At 39.9% G+C, this 17,662-nt stretch carries 17 protein-coding genes and 1 tRNA gene; 9 read left to right on the forward strand and 9 right to left on the reverse strand.

The window, feature by feature from the left end:
* Window positions 1–77 precede the first annotated feature (77 nt).
* The gene (locus tag DBR43_RS24900; protein ID WP_124585909.1) at window positions 78–725 is read right to left on the reverse strand and encodes a porin family protein; all 648 of its coding nucleotides are present in this window, start codon (window positions 723–725) and stop codon (window positions 78–80) included.
* Between the two features lie 295 nt (window positions 726–1,020).
* Window positions 1,021–1,635 carry a porin family protein gene (locus DBR43_RS24905; RefSeq protein WP_124585911.1) on the reverse strand — a complete coding sequence of 205 codons (615 nt, stop codon included), beginning with the start codon at window positions 1,633–1,635 and terminating at the stop codon, window positions 1,021–1,023.
* A gap of 330 nt (window positions 1,636–1,965) precedes the next feature.
* Here DBR43_RS24905 and DBR43_RS24910 point away from each other — a divergent pair, with 330 nt between their 5' ends.
* A complete protein-coding gene (locus tag DBR43_RS24910; protein ID WP_124585913.1) occupies window positions 1,966–2,697 on the forward strand; it encodes an MIP/aquaporin family protein in 732 nt (243 codons plus the stop codon).
* A 69-nt stretch (window positions 2,698–2,766) separates the two neighbouring features.
* On the opposite strand, the gene DBR43_RS24915 is transcribed toward DBR43_RS24910, so the two are convergent.
* Window positions 2,767–3,774 (reverse strand): TlpA disulfide reductase family protein, encoded by a 1,008-nt coding sequence (locus DBR43_RS24915; RefSeq protein WP_124585915.1) that lies wholly within the window; start codon window positions 3,772–3,774, stop codon window positions 2,767–2,769.
* 190 nt (window positions 3,775–3,964) lie between these two features.
* On the opposite strand from DBR43_RS24915, the gene DBR43_RS24920 reads away from it, so the two are divergent.
* The 3 genes from DBR43_RS24920 to DBR43_RS24930 all read left to right on the forward strand — a co-directional run bounded on the left by DBR43_RS24920 (window position 3,965) and on the right by DBR43_RS24930 (window position 6,510).
* Window positions 3,965–4,588 (forward strand): 2OG-Fe(II) oxygenase, encoded by a 624-nt coding sequence (locus tag DBR43_RS24920; protein WP_233603201.1) that lies wholly within the window; start codon window positions 3,965–3,967, stop codon window positions 4,586–4,588.
* An 82-nt stretch (window positions 4,589–4,670) separates the two neighbouring features.
* Window positions 4,671–5,945, forward strand: a complete 1,275-nt coding sequence (locus DBR43_RS24925) for a condensation domain-containing protein (RefSeq protein WP_124585917.1) — start codon at window positions 4,671–4,673, stop codon at window positions 5,943–5,945.
* Window positions 5,946–6,078: 133 nt separating this feature from the next.
* Window positions 6,079–6,510: an SRPBCC family protein gene (locus tag DBR43_RS24930; RefSeq protein ID WP_124585919.1), complete on the forward strand. Its 432-nt coding sequence runs from the start codon at window positions 6,079–6,081 to the stop codon at window positions 6,508–6,510.
* A gap of 93 nt (window positions 6,511–6,603) precedes the next feature.
* Here DBR43_RS24930 and aceA read toward each other — a convergent pair whose 3' ends face one another.
* A complete protein-coding gene (gene aceA / locus DBR43_RS24935; RefSeq protein WP_124585921.1) occupies window positions 6,604–7,881 on the reverse strand; it encodes an isocitrate lyase in 1,278 nt (425 codons plus the stop codon).
* Window positions 7,882–7,918: 37 nt separating this feature from the next.
* Window positions 7,919–9,634 (reverse strand): malate synthase A, encoded by a 1,716-nt coding sequence (aceB, locus tag DBR43_RS24940; RefSeq protein ID WP_233603202.1) that lies wholly within the window; start codon window positions 9,632–9,634, stop codon window positions 7,919–7,921.
* Between the two features lie 101 nt (window positions 9,635–9,735).
* On the opposite strand from aceB, the gene DBR43_RS24945 reads away from it, so the two are divergent.
* Together DBR43_RS24945 and DBR43_RS24950 are read left to right on the forward strand one after the other, a co-directional pair.
* Window positions 9,736–11,214: an XRE family transcriptional regulator gene (locus DBR43_RS24945; protein WP_124585923.1), complete on the forward strand. Its 1,479-nt coding sequence runs from the start codon at window positions 9,736–9,738 to the stop codon at window positions 11,212–11,214.
* 6 nt (window positions 11,215–11,220) lie between these two features.
* The gene (locus DBR43_RS24950) at window positions 11,221–11,916 is read left to right on the forward strand and encodes a hypothetical protein (RefSeq protein WP_124585925.1); all 696 of its coding nucleotides are present in this window, start codon (window positions 11,221–11,223) and stop codon (window positions 11,914–11,916) included.
* A 250-nt stretch (window positions 11,917–12,166) separates the two neighbouring features.
* Here the strand turns inward: DBR43_RS24950 and DBR43_RS24955 are convergent.
* From DBR43_RS24955 to DBR43_RS24965, 3 genes are all read right to left on the reverse strand, one after another.
* A tRNA-Ser gene (locus DBR43_RS24955) sits at window positions 12,167–12,254 on the reverse strand.
* 47 nt (window positions 12,255–12,301) lie between these two features.
* Window positions 12,302–13,732 (reverse strand): pyruvate kinase, encoded by a 1,431-nt coding sequence (gene pyk, locus DBR43_RS24960; RefSeq protein ID WP_124585927.1) that lies wholly within the window; start codon window positions 13,730–13,732, stop codon window positions 12,302–12,304.
* A gap of 139 nt (window positions 13,733–13,871) precedes the next feature.
* Complete coding sequence (locus tag DBR43_RS24965; RefSeq protein WP_124585929.1) at window positions 13,872–14,291, reverse strand: IPExxxVDY family protein; 420 nt, start codon at window positions 14,289–14,291, stop codon at window positions 13,872–13,874.
* Between the two features lie 158 nt (window positions 14,292–14,449).
* Between DBR43_RS24965 and DBR43_RS24970 the strand changes: the two genes are divergently transcribed.
* Genes DBR43_RS24970 through rnc form a run of 3 tightly spaced genes read left to right on the forward strand, consistent with a single transcriptional unit; the run spans window position 14,450 to window position 16,757 of the window.
* Window positions 14,450–14,686, forward strand: a complete 237-nt coding sequence (locus DBR43_RS24970) for an acyl carrier protein (protein ID WP_008241990.1) — start codon at window positions 14,450–14,452, stop codon at window positions 14,684–14,686.
* A 28-nt stretch (window positions 14,687–14,714) separates the two neighbouring features.
* A complete protein-coding gene (gene fabF / locus DBR43_RS24975; RefSeq protein ID WP_074611305.1) occupies window positions 14,715–15,968 on the forward strand; it encodes a beta-ketoacyl-ACP synthase II in 1,254 nt (417 codons plus the stop codon).
* Between the two features lie 60 nt (window positions 15,969–16,028).
* Window positions 16,029–16,757, forward strand: a complete 729-nt coding sequence (gene rnc, locus DBR43_RS24980) for a ribonuclease III (protein WP_199757128.1) — start codon at window positions 16,029–16,031, stop codon at window positions 16,755–16,757.
* Window positions 16,758–16,762: 5 nt separating this feature from the next.
* Here the strand turns inward: rnc and DBR43_RS24985 are convergent, their stop codons facing one another.
* On the reverse strand, window positions 16,763–17,476 hold the full coding sequence (locus DBR43_RS24985) for a hypothetical protein (protein WP_124585931.1): 714 nt from the start codon (window positions 17,474–17,476) through the stop codon (window positions 16,763–16,765).
* Window positions 17,477–17,662 lie beyond the last annotated feature (186 nt).

The raw sequence follows: 17,662 nt of genomic DNA on the forward strand, positions 1-17,662 counted from the left end.
GGGGAGAAATAAAGTTAAAAAAAGAATCCCGGCCCTAATTAAAGGTACCGGGATCTGCTTTCCATAGGTAAATGGAATTAAAAAGTATAGCCTAATGACAAGGCAAAGCCTTTATTTTTCAGTTTGTCCTGATTGATGTCGTCATTAAATGTTTTCTGGAAGTCCATTGTATACCTTCCGTTCACGTTGATGTTCGGAGTAATGGCATACCCCAATCCTACTACACCACCAGCGATGGATTTTTTATAGTCTTTTTTATTGGTAAAGCGATCTCCCACCTGTTCGCCATTCACTTTAAATGACGATTCCTGAGAAAGTAAAAACGATGCCTGGGGACCAACAAAAACAGTTAGTTCAGGAGTAGGTCTGTATCCGACCAAAATTGGTACATCCAGATATCCAACCTTAGAATTAAATTCAGAGGTCGTGTTTCCAAAAGTTTCTTTCACTTTACCTCCTTTTTGAGAATAGATCACCTCCGGAAGGAAAGCAAAACCGCCCCCCAAAGGTAGATCCGCATAAACACCAGCCTGAAATCCAACTTTAGAATCTGTGGAATAACTTTGATCCCCGATAGAGATTTTTCCCATGTTCATTAAATTTGCACCCGCCTTAATACCGAATCTCATTTGATCATTTGCAGCAGATTGTGATGTTTGTGCTTTTGACTGGAAGGCCAGACTACTGATGGTCAGACCCAATCCTATAATGAATAATTTTTTCATAGTTGTCGATTTTAATAAGTTTAAAATTCGGGCAGGGTATTGTAATAACCATGCCAAAAAAGGCGATCACCCACGTATTCTGCAAAGCAACTTAAAAATAAAAACACTGACATACAGACAATTAAAGTCAAAAAGCAAATTCTGACTCAAGTAAAAAAATAGGATTTAAATTGTCCCAAATCCAACACATAATGTGTTTTGGATCAGGAAACCGGAAATTTGCAGAAACGAAATTATGCCCATAAAAAAGGAGGGTACCTGTTAAAGTACCCTCCTCAATTTATTTTTCCTAAGGTTAGAATTTCACACCCACACCTACAGAGAATACCTGGTTTTTGTATTCAGGAGTTTGTTTCGTTCCATCTTCATTGTTTTTCTGGAAATCAAGAGCATAACGGCCATGAATGTCAAATTTATCATTGATATCATATCTAAATCCAATCACTCCACCAACAAGGCTCTTTTTAAATTTATCCGAATCTTCATTGAACTGGTTTTCTATAACAGTACCAAAACGGTTATCAAATTTATTCTTGGTAGAAGTTAAGAATGAAACCTGAGGACCTGCAACCAGGTTTAGTCCACTACCCCCAAGATTAATAGTTGCCAGAATTGGAATATCAATGAAGTGGGTAGTTTGAGTGTATTCTCCGAAAGAAGTCTGCGCTTTATACCCTTTGGTCGAATACAATAGCTCCGGAGTAAATGCAAGTCCTTTGATCAGGTTGATGTCTAAGGTAACACCGGCATTAAAACCAGGATTTACTTTAGTGCTATAATTGTTGTTTCCATCTCCCTTAATGATGTTAGGGATGTTCAAACCTGCTTTAACCCCTAACCTGATGGGACTTTGTGCATTAGCTGCACCAGCAACGAATAGGCCTATAGCCAAAATAATGATCTTTTTCATGTTGTGTTGTTTTATGTCAGGGTCTTAGAAAGAAATGTGCCAGAATTTATATTTTCAGTATCAGATGCCCTTAGAACTCAGCTATAGATTCATTTAAAGCGAATTAGCATCCTGATATCTTTTGTCTTTTTTATCACTGCCTCCAGCTTATCTTCCGCAGTAATTGTATCGAATTTGATACAAACCGTATTCATGACTTGAGCATAACATCGAAAAACACTAAAAAATTAATAATTGACATTTTCGATTCTGCTTCTTTTAGTTTCAATAACGATTGTTTATACTTACGTATAATTACGATTAGTGTTATAAATCATTAAATCTTTTGAGATGTCGGAATTTTCAGCCGAAGTAATCGGTACCATGGTCATGATTCTTTTGGGAAACGGTGTAGTTGCCAATGTTGTTTTAACAGGAACAAAAGGGAATAACGGGGGGTGGATTGTCATCACGACCGCCTGGGCATTAGCCGTTTTTGTAGGTGTAGTGATTGCCGGCCCATATAGTGGTGCTCACCTAAATCCAGCTGTCTCCATCAGTATGGCCCTTATCGGAAAACTAAGCTGGGCGAAAGTCCCGGTTTACATTCTGGCACAATTTATCGGTGCTTTTTTAGGTTCTTTCCTCGTTTGGCTGACCTACAAAGACCACTATAAGCTGACCGAAGATCAGGGTGCCAAACGTGCTACCTTCTGTACGGCCCCAGCGATCAGAAATACCTGGTCAAATCTCATTAGTGAAATCATAGGCACATTTATATTAATTTTTGTGATTTTTCATTTTACCGATGCTGCTATGGGCATTGATAAAACGCCGGTAGGTTTAGGTTCTCTTGGAGCTTTACCGGTAGCCTTTCTTGTTTGGGTTATTGGTTTATCGCTCGGAGGTACTACTGGATATGCAATTAACCCGGCAAGAGATCTGGGCCCCAGAATCATGCATGCCATTTTACCTGTACATGGGAAAGGAGACAACGACTGGGGCTACGCCTGGATTCCCGTTGTCGGTCCGTTGACTGGCGCCTTACTCGCATTTGCGTTGAACTTATTTATAAAAATATAACCATTAAAAAGGCGGTCCTGTAATATATTCCAGGACCGCCTTTCAAAGTATAACACAATATTGATGTTGCTAAGGAGTCTTTGCCAAAGGAGTGGAAAGCAACTCTTCCAGCTTTTTATCCAGATCTTCTCCTCTCAGGTTTCTGCCGATAATCACTCCGTTAGGGTCGATCAATACATTTGCAGGAATCGCCCTTACTCCGTATAACTTTGCTGCAGCGCTATTCCAGAATGCAAGGTCAGAAACATGTGTCCAGCTCAGGTTGTCATCTTTAATTCCTTTTAACCAGGCTTCTTTGTTCTTATCGAGAGATACAGCAAAGATGTCAAATCCTTTATCATGATATTTTTCATATGCTTTTACCAGGTTTGGATTTTCTCTTCTGCAAGGTCCACACCAGGATGCCCAGAAATCAAGCAATAAATATTTTCCAAAATGAGCAGACAGCTTAACTGATTTCCCTTCAGGTGTTAATCCTTCAAAATCAGGAGCTTTATTTCCGATACCAACACTGGTTAATACATTCACCAGATCTTTCAATACCGCAACATAAGGCGTATTGGACAGTTTAGGATCAAGCAGTTGTAAATTCTGTTTAATCTCCTCCGGACTTAATCTGTAGGAGAAATCTCTGTAAAGAACATAAGCCGCGACTAAAGAACCTGGATTCGCCTTAATAAATGCGTCTATTTTAACCTCCTTCTGCTTTTTGTAGCTGGTAAATAAGTCATTGGAAACAGACCCTGTAACCACCGAATTTCTATAATAGCCTTCCGGGTCCAGTGAAACATCTACTTTTCCTTTTTCTAAAAAAACATACAATGGACTCTCTTCCTTATCTATAGTTAAGCCATATAACTCCGGCAATTTAAGTGTCTTTTTAAATTTGAAAATTCCATCTTTCAGCTCTGCGGAATCCAAAGTAAAAAACATCTTGTTATCGAATTTCTGCAGATAAACCTTACCTGAGCTTTGTCCCTTAACAGTTCCCGTAATTTCTACATTACCTTTCTCTTGTGCGTAAACCGCTGCGCTGCTCAAAAGCAACGATAATGCAGCTATAATTAGTGTTTTCATCGTATATCGGTTGATTTAATTCAGGCTTTTTATATTTATAAGCCTTAAGGTAAAGCAAAGATAAATAAATAAACTACTAATTCCATAGACTTTAATAGCAAACCCCATTCTTCTTTCCTATTCTCTTAATTTCATATTGATTTTCAAATACTTACCATTAATTAGAACTACCTTACACGAGGCAAGGGCGATGATGCCCGAAATCCTGACAACCATTCCATTGGAACAAATCTTTAATAAACTCATTGACAGCTTTATAGAAAACAAGGTTGGCATAGCAGAACATTTTTTAAGCGAAGACCTTGCCGCTCATTTGAAAAACAACTTAACGCAACTCTACAAAGAAAACCTTCTTTTGTCTGCCGGAACTGGAAATGATGCACTGGTAGTCCATGATAAATTATTTAGAAGTGACCGGATCTACTGGCTTGACCGAAAGCACAATAATCAGCATGAAAATGACTTTTTTGATTTAATGGATCGCTTTGTAAGCCATCTGAACAACACCTGCTACACGGGTATCACCGGCTACGAGTTTCATTATACCCTATATGAAAAAGGGAGTTTTTATAAAAAGCACCTGGACCAATTTCGCAGCAATGGGAGCAGGCAATATTCGATGATCATGTATCTAAACACAGATTGGAAAATAAATGACGGTGGAGAACTCTGCATCCATCATTTGAACAATCTTCAAAACATCACTCCATTGAATGGAAAAAGTGTGTTCTTCAAAAGCAGCGAGCTGGCCCATGAGGTGTTGCTTACGAATAAACCCCGAATGAGCATCACAGGTTGGCTAAAGGTGATGTAGTTAGAGGAATCCGGGAGTTTTATCAATCCCGCTTTTATTGAAGAATAAATTAGCCTAACTTTAATAGAAACTCTCTCGGTCTATGTTAAAAAGAAAGCTCTCTTTAATTGAAGGTACGATGTATGCCAACGGCTCAGGAGCCGTTAACGTGGTATCTGGCATCAGAATCAAAGGAAACATTTCCGAAAAAGCCCTATTCGATGCACTCTCAAAAATTCAGAAAAGACATCCTTTGCTCAGGGTGGGCATTGTAAAAGAAGACAATGGGACTCCATTCTTTATAGAAAGAAAAGACATCTCTGAAATACCGGTACGCCTGGTCACGCGACATGGCAATGAAGATTGGGAAAAAGAGGCGATTTCAGAATGCCTTACTCCTTTTGCTTCAAAGGATCAGCCACTCGCAAGGCTGGTTTGGATAAAATCAGACGAGATATCAGACTTGATTTTTGTTGGTCATCACTGCATTTGTGACGGCAGATCTGTTTTGAACATGATGGACGAAACCCTTCGCTTATTAGCACAACCACAATTGGATATTGGCGCTTATCATTCCTTTTCCTCTGTTGAGGATTTTATTCCCGATGCAGTCAGGCAGAATAAAGCCAATATTATAAAGGTGAGGATATTTGCTAAGTTGGTACAGTTCAGTTTAAATGTCTTGTGCCTAAAAAAAGAAATCAAAAGAGAACGTCCCTACTTCCTGCACTGGAAAATAAACAGAGAGGAATCAGCCATCATCCTTAAAAGTTGTAAAACAGCCGAGATTTCCATTCATTCCGCGCTGTCTGTTGCTTTTTTAAAGGCCCATCAGCAAATCAAACAACTTAAATCATATTCCAGACTTTACTGTGCGGTGGATATGCGGAAATTTCTTCCTGAAGTCAAAGAGGATATGTTTTTTGCCTTTCCTGCAATGATAGGCCTCAGCATAAAAGCAGATAAAACCAACGATCTTTGGGCTCAGGCAAGGAGGTTCAAGGAGAAACTTCAGCAGGAGATCAACAAAATGGACATTAATAAATTTTTCATGTACAGTAGCGGACTCCTCCGTGCGCTTCCCAAAATGAGTAAATATGCCAGAGCAGAAAGAGGAATTCATGATTTTACATTCTCCAATATGGGGAAGGTCAGCATCAGGGAAAATTATGGGATGTTTGAAGTAGAAGCCTTACATTCCCCTTCCACCATGTTTCCTTTCGGCAATCCGAGCACACTCTCTACCACGACATTCAGGGGAGAAATAGACTTTATATTTACCTCAGACGAAGCCTTCATAAAAAAAGAAGAAGCGGTGATGCTCAAACAAAATGCCATGCAGTTATTAATAAATTCGACTAAAATAACACCCTGCTAATAGAAAAACTTGTTCTGCTTGTCGTAAATTCCCCTTCATTTTGTCGTTTCCCCCTATCGCGTTTTCAGAAAAGTCCGGCTAATTTTACATCATTCAATCATTAACCAGAATCATTCAATTAAAATTACTCAAAATGAATACAGCAAATCAGGTCAACATCACAATAGAAGCTATTGTAAATGCACCGGTAGAAACCGTTTGGAACGCATGGACCGCTCCGGAACATATTGTAAAATGGAACAATGCTTCTGAAGACTGGCATACACCAATAGTGGAAAACGATTTGCGCACAGGCGGAAAATTCCTGTCAAGGATGGAAGCCAAAGACGGCAGCTTTGGTTTTGACTTCGCCGGAATTTACGATGAGGTAAAAACCAACGAGATCATTGCTTATACCCTTGGAGATGATCGGAAAGTACATATTTCTTTCAGCGGAGATGGCAACACTACAAAAATCACAGAAACCTTTGAAGCTGAAAACACAAATCCAATTGAAATGCAGAAAGGCGGCTGGCAGGCAATACTGGATAATTTCAAAAAACATGCAGAATCACTGGCAGGTTAATCTGACATCTTTTCACTTCTTGATTAAGGAATAAAGCGGGTGGTCCCAAATATATGGGGCCACCCGCTTTATTTTCCATACAGACACCGTTAATTAGTGAAACTGTGCTGTTTCCGTACTGTCTTTCATCGCCATAGTAGAGGCGGTTCCCTGCTGTACGGTACTCTGTACGCAATCGAAATAACCGGTCCCCACAAAGGTCTGGTGTTTCACTGCTTTAAAACCATGTTCCTGCAATGCAAATTCCCTTTGCTGCAATTTAGAAAAACCAGCCATCCCACTTTGTTTATACGATTGAGACAATTCAAACATGGAGGTATTTAAAGCATGGAAACCGGCTAGTGTAATGAACTGAAACCGATATCCTAAAGCCGCAAGATCTTCCCGGAATGTTTCCATCTCTTCTTCTGTCAGGTGTTTGCTCCAATTGAAAGATGGGGAGCAGTTATAAGCGAGAAGTTTCCCCGGATAAGCAGCGTGAATGGCTTCAGCAAAAGCTTTTGCTATCGCAAGATCGGGTTGCGAAGTCTCCATCCAGATCATATCCGCATAGGGAGCATACGACAAACCACGTGAAATACATTGTTCCAATCCATTCCTTACCGAATAAAATCCTTCATTGGTGCGTTCTCCGGTAATAAATCCCTGATCTCTTACATCGATATCAGAGGTGATCAGATTTGCCGCCTCTGCATCTGTACGTGCAATAATGATGGTGGAAACATTCATGACATCTGCTGCCAGTCTTGCTGCAATTAATTTGTTAACCGCCTCCTGCGTGGGAACCAAAACCTTTCCACCCAAATGCCCGCATTTCTTTGCCGAAGACAGCTGATCCTCAAAATGAACCCCGGATGCCCCGCTTTCGATCATTGCTTTCATTAATTCGAATGCATTCAAATTACCACCAAAACCAGCCTCGGCATCCGCAACAATAGGTGCCATCCAGTCTTTCGAGTTATCTCCGTTCACTGAATCAATCTGTTCACAACGCAATAAAGCATTATTAATCCTTTTCACGACATCAGGTACTGAATTCACGGGATACAGAGATTGATCCGGATACATCGTTCCGGAGGAATTGGCATCAGCTGCAACCTGCCATCCGCTCAGGTAAATCGCATCCAATCCTGCCGCCACTTCCTGCACGGCCTGATTTCCTGTCAGCGCGCCCAAAGCCGCAACATATGACTGGGCTTTCAATTTATCCCATAATTTCTCTGCACCCTTCCTGGCCAAAGTATATTCAATTTCTACTTTACTGCGCAATTTCAAAACTTCTTCTGCGGTATAAGGCCGATTGATCCCCTCCCATCTTGGGTTGGTTTGCCATTCAGTAAATAATCGGGTTGCTCTATGATCTGTTCCCATTGTGGTTCGTTTTTAGGTTAACATTTACATTGATTTTTTATATGGTTATTGTTTTTTCTTCAGCTACAAAAAGAGAGGCCTCACTTTCAGGCTCCCGGACTTCTTCTTCACAGACTTTCTTCTCATCATTAGAAAGGATGAGTTCATAGCCTGGCAGGGTGAGAAAGTCAACCCATTTATTCTGAACAATCAGTTTATTGAAAATGCAGATCGCCTGAACGTATTGTCCTTCCTGATAAGCTTTACTCCCAACGGTGCTTCTGATTTGTTCAATCTCATCATCTCTCATGTCTTCATATAGGCTGTGATCAATGATTCTGCCATCTGCTAAACTGGCCCTATTGTGCAACCATTGCCAAACCTGTGTGCGACAAATTTCTGCAGTAGCAGCATCTTCCATCAGGTTATAAATGGCTGCCGCGCCATTTCCACGAAGCCAGTTTTCGAGATACAAAATTCCCACATTGATGTTCTGCCTTAATCCCTCTTCGGTAATCGTTCCCTCGGGCAATTGCAACAATTCGTCTGCTGTACAGATAAAATCTTCCCGTTTTACATGAAGCTGATTTGGTGTTTTCATGCCTGCGTCAAATATTTCCTTCGCAATGGCAACCAACCCAGGATGTGCAACCCAGGTTCCGTCATGCCCATCTGTTACTTCACGCAACTTGTCTGCTTTTACCTTTTTTATAGCAGCCTCGTTAGCAACTTCATTATTTTTGATTGGAATTTGTGCCGCCATTCCCCCGATGGCATGAGCACCACGGTTATGACAGGTTTTTATCACCAGCTGGGTATATGCCCGCATAAAAGGGACGGTCATATTTACCTGTGAACGGTCTGGAAAAACATATCCCGGAATGTTCCTGAACTTTTTAATAAAGGAGAATATATAGTCCCAGCGCCCACAATTCATCCCTGCAGAATGATCTTTCAACTCGAACAATATTTCATTCAATTGAAATGGGGCAAGAATGGTTTCTACCAGCACAGTTGCCTTGATGCTTCCATAAGCCACATCACAATATTCCTGTGCAAATACAAATACATCATTCCAAAGCCTGGCTTCTCTATGACTTTCTAATTTTGGCAAATAAAAGTATGGCCCCGCTCCTTTTTTCAAGAGTGTTTTGGCATTATGAAAAAAGTAAAGTCCAAAATCAAATAAGCTTCCACTGATAGGTTCTCCGTTAATTTCAACATGTTTTTCTTCCAAATGCCAGCCTCTGGGACGAACAAATAAAGTAGCAGTACGTTCATTTAACCTATATTCTTTGCCGTTATCCGGATTTACGAAACTGATTGAACGGTTAATTGCATCCCGCAAATTAATCTGACCACCAATGACGTTCTCCCAGCTTGGGGAGTTGCTATCTTCAAAATCAGCCATAAAAACATTAGCACCGGAGTTCATTGCATTGATGATCATCTTCCGGTCAACAGGTCCGGTAATCTCCACCCTACGGTCTTGAATATCTTCAGGTACAGGAGCAATTTGCCATTCACTGCTTCTTATTTCTGCGGTTTCCGGAAGAAAACGAGGTTTCCATCCGGCATCAATTTTTTGCTGCACGACATCCCTTTCTCTTAATAGGGCCTTGCGCTGCACATTAAAATGGAGGTGCAATGCCTTAATAAACTGCAGTGCATCATCCCCAAGTATTTCCTGGTAAGCTTCCTGGAACGGAGCTTTAATGGTCATGCCCTCCGGGGCAGGATTCCATTTGTTGGGTTGGTTCATAATTGATGTCATGGTTGTAAGTTTTAGACAAGATACGGATTATTCTCAATTAGCGAAATATTCGCTAATATTTTTTTTTTCGTTAAACACGTTCTTTTTCCTATTTTAGCCATATGATAACCGACAATGATAGTGTACGCTTGATTTTAGGCCTGAAAGTGAAAGCTTTACGCCAGGAAAAAGGGCTCTCTTACCAGCAACTTGCGGAGAAAACAGGCATGTCTCTCTCTTATGTACATGATATTGAGACCGGAAAAAAGTTCCCAAAGGCAGATAAAATACTCTCGCTCGCTAAAATTCTGGGGGTAGATTATGATTATCTGGTATCTTTAAGAGCCAGTAAAAAGCTCCAGCCGATTATCGACCTGATCAATTCTGACTTTATCAATGCAGTGCCCTGGGAACATTTCGGACTAACCCCTGCTTCTCTTCTGGATCTCTTTTCCAACACACCAGATAAAGTAACCGCTTTCATCAGCACGCTGCTTAAAATCTCCAGAAGCTATCAGTTATCAAAAGAAAACTTCTATAATGCTGCCCTTCGTTCCTATCAGGACCTTCATGACAATTATTTTGAAGATCTTGAAGATGCCGTAAGGAACTTCAGAGCGGAATATCAATGGGGAGAAGATCTCAAAATTGAAGCCCCGCTTCTGGAAGCCATTTTAAATAAAATGGGCATTCAGGTAAACCGCAAGCGGATGAATACCATGGATGCATTGCAGGGATTACGCTCATTTTACGCTGCAGCAAGCAAAACATTTTACATCAATAAAGGCATGAGCCCTGCTCAGGAGAAATTTCTACTGGCCCGGGAAATCGCATTTCAGCACCTAAAGATTACTGAAAGGCCTTATGAAACCATTATTCAGCACAGCGATTCCTTTGACATGATGCTAAACAACTTCAACGCTTCCTACTTTGGAGTTGCGCTGCTGATGCAGGAAGAAAAATTCGTGGAGGATGTAAAATACATTATGATGCAAACGAAATGGGATGATAAAGCATGGATTAACCTCTGGACTCAGTATGATGTAACCCCTGAAATGCTGGTACAAAGACTCACCAATATACTACCGAAACATTTCAGCATCGATCAGCTTTTCTTTTTGCGGATCTCAGGAGAGATAAAAAAAGATGAATTTGAAATCACTAAAGAACTGCACCTTTCTCAGCTCCATAATCCTCATGCCAATGCCACTCATGAACATTATTGTCGCCGATGGGTTTCTATCAATTCCCTGAAGCACACCGCGAACCTGGTTTCTGCAAAAAAATACAAACATCCCATCGTTGAAGCCCAAATATCCCAATATTGGCAGACACACAACCGCTATCTATGTATTTCTATTTCAAAGCCAACAGGAAAAGGGAATGAAATGATCAGTGTAACGCTTGGATTATTAATAGACCAGAAGCTGCTGCAGGCGATGTCTTTTGTAAATGATACCGCCATTCCTGTAAAAACAGTCCACACCACCTGCGAGCGCTGCGGAATCATGGACTGCATGGAAAGGGCAACTCCACCCACTGAAATCCTCAAAGAACAAAAACAGGAAAAGATCAGTAACGCATTAAAACAACTCCAATAATAAAGAATGAGTCTTTACAAAACCATCGTTTTTTTATTTCTGACCCTCGCCATACCCCCTGCAGTAAACGCCCAAAGCAAGCTGATATTTAACGAAACGTTTAGAAAAGAGGACCTTCAGAAAAACTGGCTTACCCTAAACGGTAAATGGGAGGTTAAAGATTCAAGCATTCAGGGAAATAAGGATGCAAACTGGGCTATTTTACTCTGCAACAAACCCCTTCCCGAAAATTATATCCTCACCTTCTCTTCCCTGGCAGAACCAGAGACCTATTTATTCGAGGTGATGCTCAACCTGAATCGCAATAAATTTCTGGGTATTTTGTTAAACCAGTTTGAGAATAGAGTAGCCATTGAAGATCGTGGACTTTTCGCCAACGTGGATATGACCGGAAGTTTCATACATAGTGTCGGCCATATCGGGACCATGCCTAAAGTAGAAAGACCTAAAGAACATACCTGGCAGGACTGGAAAATACAAAGATCCGGAAATGAATTCTTTATTTGGATCAATCAGGAAGCAATTACGTCATTTAAAGATTCAACAGGTTTTGTGAAACCAAAAGGACAATTTGGCTTTGCGATAAACGGAAAGGGAGCCATCAGAGAAGTGAAACTCATGAAAACAAAAGGAGACAATAGCCTCCCTCCTAAAGATTTTAAAGGGAAATCCAGGATCAAACCATTTTTTGTCTTTGAATAACATTAGAAAACCAACACAGGTAAATAAATCAGACAGGAGCAGTAGAGAGAAAGCCCGGATAAGGGCTGTTTTAGGCCCGCTGTGACAAAATAAAAGCAAATTGGGCCAATATCCTACAAATTCATAAAACATCGCCCTTCCTCACCCATAATCAAAAAATAAGCGGCTGCCAGGTTCATTTACAGTACAAAAAACAAAAAGGGCTTTAAACATAATGTTTAAAGCCCTTTTTGTTTTTTGCTTAAATCTGCGGAGAGAGAGGGATTCGAACCCTCGATACCCTTTTGAGGTATACACACTTTCCAGGCGTGCTCCTTCAACCACTCGGACACCTCTCCTTTTTGCGGATTGCAAAAGTAGAAAAAAAATTGAATGCTACAGCATTTTAATCAATAACTGTAATTTTTAACATATTGGTCTTTCCTTTTCTTTCCATTGGAATGGCCGCAGTGTTGATAATTACATCACCTTTTTTGATCATTTTATGCTTTTTAAGCAGGTTATTCACATCCTGAATGGTTTCATCAGTACTTTCAAATTTATCGTAATAGAAGCCCTGAACACCCCATAGTAAGCTCACCGTATTTAACAGCGCAAGGTTACTTGTGAAAATATAAGTTAAAGCTTTAGGCCTGTGGCTCGAGATTTCAAAAGCGGTATATCCGCTTAAAGTCATCGACACAATACCCACTGCATTGGTTTGTTTTGACAAGAAGCAGGCAGTATCACAAATTGCATCGCTCAGGAAGCTCTCAGACTTAGGTTTAAGGAACTTTTCCGGGTGAAACGGATAATTGTTCACCTCAATGTTCTGAATGATTTTCTGCATGGTCTCGATCACAATCAGCGGAAATTCACCTACTGACGTTTCACCACTTAGCATCACTGCATCTGCACCATCAAGCACTGAATTGGCCACATCATTCACCTCAGCACGTGTTGGCCTTGGTGTAGTGATCATACTTTCCAGCATTTGAGTTGCAATAATTACAGGTTTAGAAGCCGCTCTGCATTTCTGAACGATCATTTTTTGCAACAATGGAACTTCTTCCATCGGCATTTCAACTCCAAGGTCACCACGGGCAACCATAATTCCGTCCGAAACTGCGATGATTTCATCAATATTGGCAATTGCCTCAGGTTTTTCGATTTTAGCGATTACACGGGCAGTTTTACCTCTTTGTTTGATGATATCTTTCAACTCTACGATGTCTTCTGCGTTACGAACAAAAGAAAGTCCGATCCATTCTACATCGTTTTCGAGAACAAACTCTAAATTTTTACGGTCTTCAACTGTAAGTGAAGGGATAGAAACTTTAGTATTTGGAAGGTTTACCCCTTTTCTTGAAGTCAGAATTCCACCATGAACAATCTCACAAACGACCTCATCAACAAGGTTGGTTTCGATCACACGCATCTGCAGTTTACCATCGTCCAAAAGGATAATTTCTCCTGCTTTTACATCCTTTGGAAAGGTCTCATAAGTGATGTAAATACGCTCTTCATTCCCGATACATTCCTTTGTGGTAATGACCGTTCTGTTTCCGTTAACTAAATGAATACCACCATCTTTAACCATTCCAATCCTAATCTTAGGACCTTGTAAATCAGCAAGGATACCTACGTTATAATTGTGTTTTTTATTAAGACTGCGGATGGTATCCAGGACCTCCTGGTGATCTGCCTGAGAACCGTGTGAAAAATTTAATCTGCACACGTCCAGTCCGGCGTTAAACATACTAAATAAAACTTCTGGTTTAGCTGAAGCAGGACCGAGCGTCGCTACGATTTTTGTTCTAGAATGAAATGGTTTCATTTTGGTTATTTAAAATTTATATGTACCAACAAAATGAAGGTTTTGATGTCAAAAACCAATGTTGGCCTGGTTATTAATATTTTTTTTCTGATGTTGTAAAATCAAATATAGTGTATTTAATACACCTTCAATATAAAATTTACATTACCAAATTCTCACGGGACCTCAATTTACGTGGATCTATCTGCGCAGCCACCTGAATATCAGCGAGTTTATTTAATCCTGCAAGAATAAAATTAAGGTCTTCTTTGTCAATATACTGATGAATAATCATAAAAAAATCGACCTTATTCATTTCGGGAATTAAAAATCCTTCGGCGTTTCGGTTGCTGATGATATAATATTCAATTTCCCCCTGTTCAACAAAAAAATAATACTTGGAAAAAGCCAGAGGATTCTCATCAATATTGAAGTAAACCTCGTGATCATCAATCTTTTCGAAATCAAAATTCAGGCTGGTATTGACCTTATGACAGAGCACATAATCCTTCAAAGAGGCCGTAATAGCGATTAAAACGAAGTCAAGATCTAAGGATAGTTTTAAATAAGTTTTGTTCAAAACACGCTTTTTTAGGGAAATACAAAATTATAAAACTAATTTTACATTGATGTTCAAAATAAAAACATTAAAATTGGAAGAGAAATAAAAACATTTGAAATGTGTAAATATTTATTTTTCTTTGCACTGAATTATTTAACCATTAAATTATAAACATTATGTCTGATATTGCTTCAAGAGTTAAGGCTATTATCGTTGAAAAATTAGGTGTGGATGAAAACGAAGTTACACCAGAGGCTTCTTTCACTAACGACTTGGGTGCGGATTCTTTAGATACAGTTGAACTTATTATGGAGTTCGAAAAAGAATTCAATGTAGCGATTCCTGATGATCAGGCTGAAACTATTGGTACTGTTGGTCAAGCAATTGCTTACTTAGAGAAAAACGTTAAGTAAAAATACGGTCTCCGTATAATCCGTATAAATGGAATTAAAAAGAGTAGTAGTTACAGGGTTGGGTGCGCTCACTCCAATTGGCAATACGATCCCGGAGTTCTGGGATGGTTTGCTGAATGGCGTGAGCGGCGCTGGCCCTATTACAGGTTTTGACACATCAAAGTTCAAGACGAAGTTTGCATGTGAGCTTAAAAACTTCAATCCTGAAGATTTTTTGGACAAAAAAGAAGCCCGCAAGTTAGATCCATTTGTTCAATACGCTTTAGTAGCAACAGATGAAGCCGTAAAGGATGGTAATTTTGATTTTTCTCAACTTGACACCAACCGTATAGGCGTTATCTGGGGTTCTGGTATTGGCGGTTTTAAAACATTTCAGGATGAAATGAAGAACTTCTTTTTAGGCGATGGTACTCCTCGTATAAATCCGTTCTTTATTCCTAAAGTAATCATTGACATCGTCCCTGGCCATATTTCAATAAAATATGGTTTACGCGGACCCAATTTCGCTACCGTTTCTGCTTGTGCTTCTTCCACCAATGCCATGATTGACGCTTACAACTATATTCGCTTGAATATGTGTGATGTCATCATTAGCGGAGGTTCTGAAGCCATCATCAACGAAGCGGGAATCGGAGGATTTAATGCAATGCATGCCCTTTCGACCAGAAATGATGATCCAAAAACTGCCTCCAGGCCGTTTGACAAAGACAGAGATGGATTTGTTGCCGGTGAAGGTGCAGGAACGATTATCCTGGAAGAACTGGAACATGCGAAAAAACGTGGTGCTAAGATTTATGCCGAGTTAGTAGGCGGCGGAATGAGTGCAGATGCAAACCATATTACCGCACCACATCCGCAAGGACTAGGTGCAAAAATGGTGATGACAAATGCCTTGAATGATGCAGGTTTAACTACCGGAGACATTGATTACATCAACGTTCACGGGACTTCTACCCCACTTGGAGACATCTCTGAGAGCAGGGCAATTGTCGATTTGTTCGGCGAAGATGCCTACAAATTAAACATCAGTTCTACAAAATCAATGACAGGCCATTTACTTGGTGCTGCAGGTGCTATTGAAGCGATTGCTGCAATTCTTGCTGTAAAAAACGACATAGTACCACCAACAATAAATCACTTTACTGATGATCCTGAATTTGATCCGAAATTGAACTTCACGTTCAACAAGGCACAAAAAAGAACCATTCGCGCTGCTCAAAGCAACACTTTTGGTTTCGGCGGTCATAATGCATCTGTGATATTCAAAAAGTACGAAGAATAAGAATTAGTTTCTGTATAAGGAGACTATTTGTTTAGTCTCCTATAATTTTTGTAACAATTAATGCCATTATTCGACCTGTATAAGCTTTATTTTTCAACAGATAAGGTCTTTATAAAAAAGCTAAAAAACATTTTAGGCTTTGTTCCTGGAAATACTGTTTTATACAAAATGGCATTCAGGCACAGATCTGTGGCAAAAGTTCTGAAGAACGGAAGCAGAAGCAGCAATGAACGTCTTGAATTTCTTGGAGATGCGATTCTGGGCTCTGTAATTGCCGAATTATTGTTTAAAAGCTATCCCTATAAAGAAGAAGGTTTTCTAACGGAAATGCGTTCTAAAATTGTAAACAGGGCAAATTTAAACCAGCTGGCCCGAAAAATGGGCTTCGACCAACTGATGGTCTTTGACCAGAAAGCGGTAAACATCCAAACCAAACATCATTCGATGCTTGGTGATGCTTTTGAAGCGTTAATAGGAGCTGTATATCTGGACAAAGGATATAATTTCACCAAAGACTTCCTGCTTAAAAGAATCATTAAGCCTTATATCGACATCCATACCCTGGAACTCACGGAAACCAATTTCAAAAGTAAACTGATCGAATGGTGCCAGCGCCAGGGAAAAGACATTTCTTTTGACATGGTACAAAACAGTGAAGGTGAAAGCGCTAAGCTATTCACCATCAGCGCCGTTGTTGAAGGAGAAAGCTACGGTTTGGGCCGCGATTACAATAAAAAGAATGCAGAAAAACTTGCAGCTGAAAAAGCCTGCGAAGCCCTGTCGATTTAAACTTCTTATTTTTTTCCCAGCGTATCTGTGTATTTCTTGTAGGAGTCTTTAATGTATTTTATTGCATCATATTCCGCCCAGTTTCTGGACTTCTCATAATCGGGCCGGTAATCCAGCATAAACTTTTCGAGATCTTTACCTTTCAGGTCTACGGTATTCTGAATCAGATATTCATTAAAAAAGCCATCTACCTGAGATTGCTTGATCTCATTGTCATAGTATCGGCCAAATCTTCTTGCATTTCCGGGGGTACGACCAAATAACTCATAAAAAGCAGTTAATGGCTGGAAGAAATACGCCAGTACCGGAGGTTTTCCCTGATAAAAGGACCCGCTTCTTTTAAAATCTCTTTTGACATCATTCAACTCCTGTCTTTTTGTTTGCCCTTTAATATTCACCTCTCTCAATGTTGTTCCCCTGGATAAATAAACCGATACATCGGCCGTAGTGAAAACGCCCACTTCTTCATCGGAAAACTCACTTTTTACCACAACAAGGCTGTCCCCAACCACTGCTCTGATCTGAAACAGTCCCAAATCGCTGGTAGAGACCGTAAATCCATTGCGCTTATTGGTGACCTGGGCAAATTGTATCCGGTTATTTGTTCCACGTTCTTTTACCACTCCTCTGAGTAAAAATTCCTTCTGGGAAAAAGCATCGGGCATAAAAGAGAAGAAAAACACACCGAATGCCAATGTGATGAGATGATAAGGCTTCATTATATCTAGATTTTTTGTAAACTTAACCAATGTTTCCCAATCAATTAAGTTAAAAAAAGTTAAAATGATCGCAGAAACTGTGGTTTTTATAACAAAGTAAAACTGAAAAAGTTACCTCTTTTTTCCAATTCCCGGCTAAATGTGGCATTAAAAAAACAAAGTCGGCCAGGTTCTGTACATCATTAA

This window comes from Pedobacter sp. KBW06, assembly GCF_003852525.1.
GTDB lineage: Bacteria > Bacteroidota > Bacteroidia > Sphingobacteriales > Sphingobacteriaceae > Pedobacter.